At 43.2% G+C, this 12,476-nt stretch carries 10 protein-coding genes; 3 read left to right on the top strand and 7 right to left on the bottom strand.

From position 1 onward, the window contains the following. Positions 1-186: 186 nt before the first annotated feature. The 7 genes from R7H07_RS05160 to R7H07_RS05130 all read right to left on the bottom strand — a co-directional run bounded on the left by R7H07_RS05160 (position 187) and on the right by R7H07_RS05130 (position 8,721). On the bottom strand, positions 187-1,608 hold the full coding sequence (locus tag R7H07_RS05160; protein ID WP_005377768.1) for an aspartate kinase: 1,422 nt from the start codon (positions 1,606-1,608) through the stop codon (positions 187-189). 86 nt (positions 1,609-1,694) lie between these two features. Continuing rightward, complete coding sequence (locus tag R7H07_RS05155; protein WP_005377769.1) at positions 1,695-2,081, bottom strand: ectoine synthase; 387 nt, start codon at positions 2,079-2,081, stop codon at positions 1,695-1,697. Between the two features lie 14 nt (positions 2,082-2,095). Then, positions 2,096-3,361 (bottom strand): diaminobutyrate--2-oxoglutarate transaminase, encoded by a 1,266-nt coding sequence (gene ectB / locus R7H07_RS05150; protein ID WP_017820939.1) that lies wholly within the window; start codon positions 3,359-3,361, stop codon positions 2,096-2,098. Between the two features lie 34 nt (positions 3,362-3,395). Beyond that, entirely contained in the window at positions 3,396-3,929 is a 534-nt protein-coding gene (ectA, locus tag R7H07_RS05145) for a diaminobutyrate acetyltransferase (RefSeq protein ID WP_005393379.1), read from the bottom strand. A gap of 314 nt (positions 3,930-4,243) precedes the next feature. After that, positions 4,244-5,902 (bottom strand): BCCT family transporter, encoded by a 1,659-nt coding sequence (locus tag R7H07_RS05140; RefSeq protein ID WP_005377772.1) that lies wholly within the window; start codon positions 5,900-5,902, stop codon positions 4,244-4,246. 192 nt (positions 5,903-6,094) lie between these two features. Further along, the gene (locus R7H07_RS05135; RefSeq protein WP_017820938.1) at positions 6,095-6,841 is read right to left on the bottom strand and encodes a 3'-5' exonuclease; all 747 of its coding nucleotides are present in this window, start codon (positions 6,839-6,841) and stop codon (positions 6,095-6,097) included. Continuing rightward, positions 6,841-8,721 (bottom strand): DUF294 nucleotidyltransferase-like domain-containing protein, encoded by a 1,881-nt coding sequence (locus R7H07_RS05130; protein ID WP_005377775.1) that lies wholly within the window; start codon positions 8,719-8,721, stop codon positions 6,841-6,843. The genes R7H07_RS05135 and R7H07_RS05130 overlap by 1 nt, the downstream gene beginning before the upstream one ends. Before the next feature lie 438 nt (positions 8,722-9,159). Between R7H07_RS05130 and proV the strand changes: the two genes are divergently transcribed. From proV to proX, 3 genes are read left to right on the top strand one after another with little or no spacing between them, the layout of a single operon-like run. Further along, positions 9,160-10,347, top strand: a complete 1,188-nt coding sequence (gene proV / locus R7H07_RS05125; RefSeq protein WP_005377777.1) for a glycine betaine/L-proline ABC transporter ATP-binding protein ProV — start codon at positions 9,160-9,162, stop codon at positions 10,345-10,347. 4 nt (positions 10,348-10,351) lie between these two features. Beyond that, positions 10,352-11,437, top strand: a complete 1,086-nt coding sequence (gene proW / locus R7H07_RS05120) for a glycine betaine/L-proline ABC transporter permease ProW (RefSeq protein ID WP_005377778.1) — start codon at positions 10,352-10,354, stop codon at positions 11,435-11,437. Beyond that, positions 11,430-12,437: a glycine betaine/L-proline ABC transporter substrate-binding protein ProX gene (gene proX / locus R7H07_RS05115; RefSeq protein ID WP_005377779.1), complete on the top strand. Its 1,008-nt coding sequence runs from the start codon at positions 11,430-11,432 to the stop codon at positions 12,435-12,437. The genes proW and proX overlap by 8 nt, the downstream gene beginning before the upstream one ends. Positions 12,438-12,476: the final 39 nt, after the last annotated feature.

Raw genomic sequence — 12,476 nt, 5'->3', positions numbered from 1 at the left:
TAAGTTAACGTTAGTTAATCAGTAACATAAGCCAGCAGACCATTCTGCTAGCTTATGTGTATCGCCACATAGGAACTTACTTAAATCGCCTGTTTAGCCTATACAAAGTGGGCATTGTGAGTACAAACTGAAAAACAAAAAAAGGAGAGCTAACCTGCTCTCCTTTATATTTTAACCGTGGATAAACTAAGCCACATTAACCGATTTAGCTAAACTGCTACTTTGGAAAAACTCATCATGCAATGCGCAAATCGCGTGCTGGTATTCCTTATCACCGACAACAAATTGAACATTTACATTTCTCAATGATGAGTGCAGTGCAACTGGCGTAACGCCATTATTCATCAATGCAAGCACACCTTTCGCCAACGTCTTGTTGGTATCAATTTGAGAACCGATGGCTGAGATAAGCGCGACCATACGACCTTTAATCGAGGCATTCGGATAACGTTTCTCGGCTTTATACAATACTTTGTTTAAGCTATCAGTACTGCCACCTAGATAGTAAGTAATTGAGTTAGCGTTCATCTCTTTACCAACCAAACTTACACGAGCATCGGAGATGATTTCCATCAATTCGTAACTAACGTTATCGGCTTTTCCTACCATTGCTTGGTCAAACAAATGCAGTGCAAATACTTTCTCTTTACCTGCGATGATCTCGACTTTGTCTTCTTCTGGGCGGTAGCTTGAAGAGATCAAAGTACCTTCGTGTTCAGGTTCGAATGTATTTTTAATCTGTAGCTCAATACCACTTTCACGTAAACCCGCAGCGGCATTTGGGTGAATCGCTTCCATGCCAAGGTTAGCAAGTTGGTCTGCTACGTCATAGTTTGTACTACCAATTGGTAATACTTTTTCAGGGCCAACAACGCGTGGGTCTGCTGAGCTCAAGTGGTACTCTTTGTGAATTACTGCTAAATCCGCTTTTGTTATTGCTGCAATTCGGCTAAATGTCATCTCACTATAACCTCGGTCATAAGTGTGCATTAGGCCCTCTTTACAGTAAGCATAACCTGTCACGATTGGCAGTTCTTTTGATACATCGATATCAGCAAACGCGTCACTGATCGACTCATCAAGGCTTCTTGGCGCTTGATTATCCCAACCAGACAGGTCAACGAACTTAGCGTTAATACCCATATTTTTTAGTTTTAGTGCTGTGTTGTAAGCACTATGTGCCTCACCGATAGACGAGAGAAACTCTCGAATTTGAGGCAAGTACTGGCGCAACGAAAATTGACCGTACTGACAGGTTTCTAAAATATTCGCGATACAGTTTTTCGCTTCAGCAATGCGGGAGCGAATGAATTTATCCGCACGGATACGATTCATTGGGTCCGCAAAAATATTTTCATTGGTCAGCAACATACGGCTTTCAACGTACGCTAACGCTTCTTCCCATTTGTCGTCGCGTTTCGCGATAAGCTGATAAACGCCTGGTTTACTGGTTTTTTTACACTCGAGCAGCGCATCGGTCATACCACCGTATGCAGATACGACAAAAATACGATTGTATGGTGTTTTGGGACGAAGAATAATATTGTCGAGAACAGCATCAAATGCTGTCATTGATGTACCGCCGATTTTTTCTACGGTAAATGTCATGATAAGCCTTTTTTGATTGGTAACTTTAAAAAGAAAAAAGAAGAGATAGTAAAGTGTGGGGTGGCAAAGCACCCCACCATCATCTTTTAGTCAACGAGAGGATAAACACCGTTTTCATCGTGCACTTCAGCGCCAGTAATCGGTGGGTTAAACACACACGCCATTACCATTTCTTTATTCTTATAAGCTCTCAAGTAGTGCTCATCGTGTTTATCAAGGATGTATAATGTACCTGGTTTGATTGGGTACGTTTCTCCACCTACAACTTCAATCTCACCTTCACCACTCATACAAAACACCGATTCAAGGTGGTTTTGATAGTGAATATGAGTTTCTGTATCTTCATAAATCGTTGTGATGTGGAAAGAGAAACCCATGTTGTCGTCTTTCAACAACATGCGGACACTTTCCCAGTTATCTGAAACAACACGTCGTTCGCTGTTGCGGCATTCATCTAGAGTTCTGACGATCATAATTAAAATCCTTATTAAGATGCTTGTTTGAAATGTTTCGCAGCGATAGTCTCTACTGCATTTTCAAAGATGCTTAGTCCTTGATCTAGCTCTGATTCGCTGATGGTTAGTGGACAGAAGAACTTCACAACTTCATCGTCTGGACCCGCTGTCTCTATCACCATTCCATTCTCGAAACAGTTTTTCGCAATTTCAGATGCCATGTCACCATTGATACATTCAATACCAACCATCATGCCGCGGCCTTTTTTCTGCACAAACATTTGAGGAAAGCGACGAACACAACGGTCAATCACTGCACTTACCTTGTCTGAACACTGCTTGATGTGTGTTTCAAAATCATCGTTTGCCCAGTAAATTTCTAGTGCTTTTGCAGCAGTAATAAAGGCGTGATTATTGCCACGGAACGTACCGTTATGCTCGCCTGGCTTCCACTGGTCAAGCTCAGGCTTAAGTAATACGACAGCCATCGGCAAACCGTAACCACCGATCGACTTCGATAGCGTCACGATATCCGGTTGGATACCAGACGGCTCGAAACTAAAGAAAGTACCAGTACGTCCGCAACCTGCTTGAATGTCATCGACAATCACAAGAATGTCATTGGCTTTACAGATTTTGCTCAAACGTTGTAACCACTCGTTTGAAGCAGCATTTAAACCACCTTCACCCTGCACAGTTTCAAGAAGTACAGCGGCTGGTTTATCCATACCTGCAGAGTTATCATTTAGCATGGTTTCGAACAGCGCGAGACCATCTACGCCAGCGTAACCTTCAAATGGAATACGAGTGACGTTACTTAGACTAGAACCGTTACCTTGTCTGTGATGCTGGTTACCCGTTGCAGCCAGTGCGCCAGCAGTACAACCATGGAAGCCGTTAGTAAACGCAACGACGCTGTCGCGGCCTTTTACTTTTTTAGCCAGCTTCAATGCCGCCTCAACAGCGTTAGTACCTGTTGGGCCCGTAAACTGAACCTTGTAATCCAAGTTTCTTGGTTTAAGGATGTAAGTATCCAACGCTTCCAGAAACGATGCTTTCGCTTCTGAGTGCATATCCAAACCGTGAGTAATGCCGTCCATTTCAATGTACTCAAGCAACGCTTGTTTTAGTACTGGATTGTTATGGCCGTAATTTAGAGATCCCGCTCCAGCAAGGAAGTCTAAGTATCGTTCACCTTGTTCTGTTTCTAGCCAGCAGCCTTTCGCTTTACGAAAAACGACCGGGAAATTGTTTGAATATGAGCGTACGTTGGATTCCTGCTTTTTGAAAATATCCATGATGAGACCGTTTTTAATTCCTATTGTTTGAGGATTATTTGAGAGGAATGCGATACAAATATTCTGTATCGTGTTTGCCTTTAAAGTGGGCTTCTTCATCCAAAAATGTGCTTACTTGGCCAGAATTGCCGTTCATCGCATCTAACTTTTTGAACAGTGCCCAAGAGGCTTTATTATCTTCCGTGATGGTAGTTTCTACCGATTTAACACCGCCTAATTCCTCTCGGGTGAGAAGTTCTTTCAACATGCGGAATGCTAAACCATGACCTCTAAAGCGAGGTGAGACTGCAACTTGCCAGACAAATAAAACGTCTTGCTCGTCTGGTTTCTGATAACCGGAAATGAAACCTGCGATTTCGCCTTTTTGCTCAACCAAAATACTGGTTTTGCTGAAATGCGTAGACTGTAGGAAATTGCAATAAGATGAGTTCATGTCCAATGGAGGACAGTCTGCAATTAAGCTGTAAATGTCGTCACCATCAGAGATTTTAGGCTCACGAAAAATCCATTTTTTACTTGAGTCTTCTCCAATCTCTGGATAAAGGACCCAAGGTGCTGATGTGATCATGTGAAAATACATATCCTTTGAGGTCTAATTAAATTTCCTTTTTATTATGGGCATCCCTCGCGACTAAAAATCAAATAATCCGCCTTTTTATCGGTATTTTTGTGATTCGCATCACAAGAACAAGCCTATTAACCAAAAGTTAAAATAGTTCGAGGTCTAATTTATTAAATAGTCACCTAAATGCGCAGTACAAAAAACAACCAGAATAAGACCATTTTCCATGCTGTTCATTTCTCAGAGAAAAATAGAAATCCAAAAAAAAGCGGCATGCTTTCGCATACCGCTTTTATCAATAATTTAATTGCTGATACTAGTTATTTTGATTTCTTAGAAACCGCCTTTGGACGAGGTTCATCCATCAAACCTTTTATCAAAGATACTGTTGCAACAAGCAAAACAATAGTAAATGGTAAACCAGTCGTCACCGCCATGGCTTGAGCAGCAGCTAGACCACCACCCAACATCAATGCAATCGCAACCAAACCTTCAAACGTACACCAGAACACGCGTTGTGGCGTTGGTGCATCGACCTTACCGCCCGCAGCAATAGTATCAATAACCAGTGATCCTGAGTCAGAAGAGGTAATGAAGAACACCACGACTAAGATAATGCCGACAAAAGATGTTATCTCAGCCAATGGCATAACATCTAACATGGCAAAAAGTTTTAAAGGTAGTTCTGCGTTAAACACCGCCTCGTAGCCATCATTAACGTATTGGCTAATTGCGTTACCGCCAAAAGCCGTCATCCATAACACACAAACTGAAGATGGGATAAGAATAACGCAAATAATAAACTCACGAACTGAACGACCGCGAGACACACGTGCGATGAACATACCCACAAATGGTGACCAAGAAATCCACCACGCCCAGTAAAACGCCGTCCAGCCTTGAGAGTAATTCACATCCTCTCGTCCAAATGGCATAGATAAGGCAGGGATGTTAGCCACATAGGAAACGATGTTCTCGAAGAAACCAGTTAAAATCGCAATCGTTGGGCCAACAACAATAACAAATAGCAATAGCAGCGCTGCAAGACCCATGTTGATTTCAGATAAGATTTTCACGCCCTTATCGAGTCCAGCCACAACAGAGATTAAAGCGAGCGCAGTAATACCAATAATCAATATAACCTGCGTGGTATTGGTCATTGGGACATCAAACAGGAAGTTCAAACCCGTTGCGGCTTGAGACGCACCGTAGCCTAGCGATGTTGCTAAACCAAAAACCGTCGCTACAACTGCAAGAATATCGATAATATGACCAGTCCAACCCCATACACGCTCACCAAACAAAGGGTAAAAAATTGAGCGCATGGTGAGTGGCAAACCTTTGTTAAATGAAAAGATAGCCAGCCCAAGAGCCAAGAGCGCGTATATTGACCACGGATGAAGTGCCCAGTGGTAAATCGTCGCAGCCATCCCTAATGCCGAAGCTGCAGTTGCATCGCCCTCTGCACCACCTAGCGGTGCCCAGTCAGTACGTACACCATTCTCAACGCTCACGCCACCAATCGCAGAACTAAAATGGGACATCGGTTCTGATACACCGAAGAATACGAGACCAATGCCCATACCCGCAGCAAATAGCATTGCCAACCATCCGGCATAGGAGTAATCCGGTGTTGCTTCAGTACCACCGATTCGTACACGGCCTAATGGTGTGAAGATCAATCCGACACAGACAATGACAAAAATATTACCTGAAGCGAGAAAAAACCAGTCTAAATTGTGCAACAAACCCGCTCGTAGGTCTGCAAAAAACGGCTCTACCTGTTCTCGGAATAATAGTGTTATCACAACAAACATGACGATTGCTAAGCCAGAAATTGCAAAAACACGGTTATGAATATCAAGGCCAAATGGGCCTACCTTTAGCGCAACGTTATCCTGACCAATTTGATAGTCAGTATCTATTGCGTTTACTTTTCCATCGGGGCGTTGAATGCCACCGTTATTATCGGTGCTCACGGATAATCTCCTTAAAAATACGTGACCAAGTTTAAATTACTTTCGTCGGAGTTCGAGTAATGAAACGTCTTCATCACTACCAAGCACATGTTCATAAAACATTGTTCTTATAAGCGGTTACTCAATCCGCCATCATAATCTTAAAGCCCCCTATCTCTCATTGCATTTTATTGTTTTCACCATAAATAACGCCTATTGCCAAACCGAAGATATTGGCATGTTTCGATTAAAGTGATACTGCAGTTGTGCTTGAAACAGCTCCGCAGTTGCTAACGCATCCGTCAGGGCATGGTGAGGTTGATAAGCAGGGAGGCCATATCTTTCACGAGCGTGCCCTAATCGTACAGAACCGGGTTTCTTGCCTTTCAACTTATTGATAAAACCTCTGCATTCACGGCGTTGTATCGCATACTCAATATCTAACGTATCAACAACAGGAAACTGTATCCCCTCTCCGATGCTATTTAGCAAGGCGTTATTAAAGAACTGCCTTTCAATGTTCTTGTAGTGAACAAGTACCACTTTGCCTGACAACGCATCCAATATTTCACCCAAGATCTGAGACAGCTGCGGCGCGTTTTTAACCTCAGAGTCAGTGATACCGTGAATAATGACAGACTCGTGGTTTAACTCTCTGTTTGGGTTAACGACCCAATGAGCAGAACCATTACATTGAACACGATCAATAGTGAACGGCACAAGTCCGATCGTGAGAATGACATCCTCTTCCGAGTTCAATCCTGTTGTCTCAAAGTCTACCGAGACAAATGGCACTTGTTCAATTGGTGTTTCCCCATTAACCATCGGTGTCGAATAGTAGCGTTTGAGCCTCTCGTCTTTCGCTTCTTTAGCTAGTTGTTTGAACAACATTGACCACTCTGGCGTCTGGGATGTATCCAACAACGGCTGTTCTTTTTCTACTTTTTTTGAGAACCACATTATTTGCTACTTCTCTGGTATCGAAACTTAATGAAGTTCTGAGCGTTACTTAGAATTTGAAATGCTGCTTTTAAGTTTCGACGTTCAAATTCAGACATGTTCTCCGGCTCAATATTGTTGTCTGGCTCTTCTCCATTTTCTATATCAAGGGCTTGGTGACGAATTCGAACCATGTAGATTAGCTCCATCGCATCCCTTAAATCCAAACCTCGACCTTTCGGTAAAATGCCAGCATCATTAATGTCATCTAAACGGTCGAAAGAGTTTTGCGATCGCGAACCGATTGCCAGAGAATGCACCCGTATTAAATCGGCCAACGGAGCCGTCCCCCTTCGCTTCAAGTTAATCGAGTTGCGATGACGACCATCTTTCTCCATCACAAAGTCTTTGAAAAAGCCCAGTGGAGGCGTCCTACGTATTGCGTTATACGCCATACAAGCAAGAAAGCGGTTATTTCTTTTCGCTCGTCTCACAATAAAGCTGCTTAATTGCTCCGCCCATTTCACTCGCCCATGCACACCGAGGAGATCAAAAAAGATATTACTATTTAACAATCTCTCAGGGGTTGGATTGTCTATCCAGTTTCCAAAGCATTCTTCCCATTCTGCACGAGTTTTTCGCCATTCTGGGTTGGTAGCCATAATGTCTCCAGTACAATAAGCATAGCCGCATGCCGCTAAACCATCACAAACAAATTTAGCAAACTTTTCAAAGTACTCTCCGTGAATCTCAACGTCATAACTGTTATCGAGAATAAGGGCGTTATCTTGATCCGTTACAATTAGCTGCTCATCCCTCGCCATTGAACCCATTGCGACTAAACAATAAGGAATGGGCGCTGGGCCGAACTCTTGCTCAGCTAATTCAGCGAGGCGTTGTTTGAAACTACTGCCTATAACCGACATGGCTCGACCAATCATGTGCGCGTTGGCATCTTCATTGACCATTCTTACGAAACAGTCTTTTACTTGTTCAGAAACCTGCTTGAGATCCTCGACACTGGTTTGCTGAAAAATAGAGCTCACTAGCAATAGGCTGTTCTGAGATTCGTAACGAACGATGTCCGTCATGCCAATAATTCCTATCGGCTTTTTATCTTTTAAAATTGGTAAATGATGCACGTTGTAACGCAACATGGTTAACATGGCCTCAAACACATAGGCGTTATAATCCAATGAAACCACGTCATAACTCATGACCTCACTCACTGGAATATTGGTATCAATACCTTGAGCTAGTACGCGAATGCAAAGATCGCGATCAGTCAATATTCCAAGCAGCTGTTCATCATCTTCTTCTGTGAGCTCCTCTGTCGGGCGAATAATGAGCAGAGAGGTGACATTTTCCTCTGCCATTAGTATCGCAGCTTCCTGAATTGAAGCCGTTGCCTCCAGAGTTACTGGATCTCTTGCTAAGATTTTACGTGCCTTAGCGGTGGTAAAGTCATTGCTTTCGGAGCGGCTAGATATTGCGCTTCGCAAACGCGCGCTATCTTCCAGTTCCATGTAGTCCGCAAAGTTTTCAAACTCATCACAAAGTTCATTGAAGATGTTTTCCGGAATACAGTAAACGAGAGTGTCTTCTATCGCTTTGGCTGGCATACGTACGCGGTTGTTCATCAACAACCCCATCTGACCAAACAGTCCACCAGCATCAATCCTGTTGTAAAGTTCACCTTTACGTCGATAAATCTCTACCGCCCCACTTCTCACCATATACAAGTCGCGGATCGTATCTCCGAAGTTAAGAATTTTTGTTCCTTGCCGAAAGTATGCAACCTCGGCATTGAGAGCAATTTTTCTAAGCTGCTCTTCAGGTAGGTCATCAAAAGGTGGGTACTGGCTAATGAAATTGAGCACTTCTAACTGTTCGGCTTCCATTTTTTATTCCATACGTTGCCTAAACTACAGCGATAAATATCACCCTGAGTGAAATCAAGCAATAAATAAATCTAAGGATAACAGTACCTAACCGATTTCACAGGACCAAGCCTTAACCAAAAATTAGAGCTCTAACCTTTTTATATGTAGAGTTCTAAGCTATCACAGCTTATATCTATGCAAGCGAGTTGAGTTGAAATGTACAAAAAAATTCAAAATAAATTCAACCCTACGTCAGGGCAACGTTATGGCGGATAAAAACACATCACAAGAAATTGTTTTAAATATAAAAAATAAGAATTGAACATACCTTGCTCAACGAATTCTCTATGCACGGCAGAACTAGTTAACCAACCCCCTTTCGTTGAAAGTTGAACTAAAATTAATTAGAGTACAAATCGTTAAACAGTTATAAACACACGAAAAAGGACAGATAACATGGATCCCATACTGGAAGTTAAGGGACTGTATAAAGTGTTTGGAGAAGACCCAGAGAGAGCCTTCTCGCTTATCGACAAAGGCGTCGATAAAGACGGTATTTTTGAACAGACAGGTTTAACAGTCGGCGTAAACGATGTATCTCTCACCATAAATGAAGGGGAAATTTTCGTAATCATGGGCCTTTCTGGCTCCGGGAAATCCACCCTTGTTCGACTTCTTAACCGGCTCATTGAGCCGACTAAAGGTAGTGTTTATCTCAAAGGAAGAGATATCGCCCACATCTCCGAGAATGAACTTCGAGAAGTTCGTCGTAATAATATCTCAATGGTGTTTCAAAGTTTCGCACTCATGCCACACATGACGGTGATTGAAAATGCCGCCTTTGGTTTAGAACTTGCCGGCATCGATGTTAATGAGCGTCAGAAAAGTGCCCTTTCCGCCTTAGAAAGAGTGGGTTTAGACCCTTATGCAGAATCTTTCCCTGACGAATTATCCGGTGGTATGAAACAGCGCGTTGGTTTAGCGAGAGCGTTAGCCTGTGATCCTGACATCCTATTAATGGACGAGGCGTTTTCCGCTTTAGACCCATTGATCCGTTCTGAGATGCAAGATGAGCTTATTCGTCTACAGAACGATGACAAACGCACAATTGTCTTCATTTCTCATGATTTGGATGAAGCAATGCGCATTGGCGACCGCATCGCCATCATGCAAAACGGTGAGGTTGTTCAGGTTGGTACACCTGATGAAATATTACACAGTCCAGCAAATGATTATGTCGAAGCGTTTTTCCGCGGCGTAAACATTGCAAGTGTCTTGACAGCAAAAGATATCGCGCGCAAGAAGCCAGCGGCTGTTTTTAAGAAATCGGAAAATGACGGTCCAGGCTCTGCGATGCAGATTCTGATGGATCACGACCGTGATTACGGCATTGTCGTCGATAAATCTAGCCGATATTCCGGCATCGTATCTCTTGATTCACTACGTTTGGCTCATAAAGAAAACCGTTCGTTAGCCAGTGCTCAATTACCGGATGAAGTTACTCTTCAGCCTGATCAGTCAATTAATGACATTTTGGGTCTGGTTGCTGGTGTTCCTTATGCCGTGCCTGTCGTAGATGAGAAAGGAACTTACTTTGGTGTCGTGACTAAATCACGTCTTCTACAAACACTAGATAAGGATTAACACGATGTCTTCAGAGCAAACTAACAATGATCCCTGGTCAAATACTGCTCCTGCGCAAGATGATCCTTGGTCGCAAGGTACAGAGGCCGCGCCAAGTAATGATTGGCTCAACTCAGAAACTGTAGAGCAAGCGCCATTCGATATTATGAACCCATTCCAAGATGCGGTTTTACCCCTCGATAGCTGGGTAGAATCCGGTTTGAACTGGCTGGTGGAACATGGTCGACCTGTTTTCCAAGCAATACGAGTTCCAATCGACTTTATTCTAACGTCGTTTGAAACTGCTTTGGTGTCTACACCTGCGCCTATAATGGTACTCATTTTATTTTTGCTAGCGTGGCAGTTTTCCAATGTAAAACTTGGTTTTTCTACTCTTGTATCCCTTGTTTTCATCGGCCTAATTGGTGCGTGGTCACAAGCGATGACAACGCTAGCACTGGTGTTAACCGCCGTTTTCTTCTGTTTGCTTATAGGGCTACCAATGGGGATATGGTTGGCAAGGAGCCAAACCGCTGCCAAATTTGTTAGGCCAATATTAGATGCAATGCAAACGACTCCCGCGTTCGTTTACCTTGTGCCAATTGTTATGTTGTTTGGTATTGGTAACGTTCCTGGCGTAGTAGTAACGATCATTTTCGCCCTGCCTCCCGTTGTGCGCCTGACTATTTTAGGTATTCAGCAAGTACCTGAAGAGCTTATCGAAGCTGGCCACTCTTTCGGGGCAAACAAAAAACAGATGCTTTATCGCATCCAGTTACCGTTGGCGTTACCAACTATCATGGCAGGTGTAAACCAAACCTTAATGCTGTCACTTTCTATGGTAGTGATTGCTTCAATGATTGCTGTTGGCGGCTTAGGCCAAATGGTACTTCGTGGTATTGGCCGACTTGATATGGGTCTTGCTGCCGTTGGTGGCTTAGGCATCGTTATTCTTGCGATTTTGTTAGACCGTATCACCCAGGTGTTAGGGGTTAACGCGGGCAACACTAAACTTCGCTGGTATCACACAGGTCCTGTTTCATACCTATTAAAACTGAAAACAAAGACGAACCAAGACGATCTAAAACTTAGGAGAAACATCAATGAATAATTCATGGAAGAAAGCGCTCTCTGTTGGAGCTCTAAGTACTATCGCATTTTCAACTTATGGTGTGGCAAGTGAATTACCGGGTGAAGGTGTCACTGTTCAGCCTGTTCAATCAACCGTTGCAGAAGAAACATTTCAAACGTTGATCGTAAACCGCGCACTTGAAGAGCTTGGTTACGATGTTAAACCGACCAAAGAAGTGGACTACAACGTAGGCTACACCTCTATTGCTAAAGGTGATGCTACTTTCTTAGCGGTTGGTTGGTTCCCTCTTCACGCCGATAAGTACACGATGTCGGGCGGTGATGATAAGTTCTTCCGTAAAGGCCAATACGTAAGTGGTGCTGCGCAAGGTTATTTGATCGATAAGAAAACCGCGGAAAAATATAACATCACTAACATTGGTCAGTTAAAAGATCCAAAATTGGCGAAGCTATTCGATGCAAACGGCGATGGCAAAGCGGACTTAACTGGTTGTAACCCAGGTTGGGGGTGTGAAATGGTTGTTGAGCATCAGTTGGATGCTTTCAAACTTCGTGGCACAGTAACACACAACCAAGGTAACTACGCGGCGATTATCGCTGATACGATCTCACGTTACAAAAAAGGCGATCCGATTCTTTACTACACTTGGACACCGTACTGGGTAAGTGGCGTTTTAGTTCCAGGGAAAGATGTTGTGTGGTTAGAAGTGCCATTCTCTTCACTTCCTGGTGAGCGTAAGGACATTGATACGACACTAGAGAACGGTAAGAACTACGGCTTCGAGATGAACTCTATGCGCATCGTTGCCAATAAAGAGTTTACGGAAAAAAACCCTGCTGCTGCGAAGCTATTTGAAATCATCAAACTAAATATCAATGATGTTAGTGCTCAGAATATGATGATGAGCCAAGGTAAGAACAGCTCAGCGGACATCGAGTCTCATGTAAATGGTTGGATCAAAGCGAACCAGAAAAAGTTCGACGCATGGGTCGAAGAAGCGAAGAAAGCCGCAATGTAATCATGCCTTTATCAACCTCTAGAGCCAGTTGGTGTTATC

It is taken from the genome of Vibrio sp. Vb1127, assembly GCF_033338735.1.
In the GTDB taxonomy this organism is placed as follows: Bacteria; Pseudomonadota; Gammaproteobacteria; order Enterobacterales; family Vibrionaceae; genus Vibrio; species Vibrio alginolyticus.
Note: the sequence above shows the minus strand (reverse complement) of the source record. Positions and strands in the feature narration are given on the sequence as shown.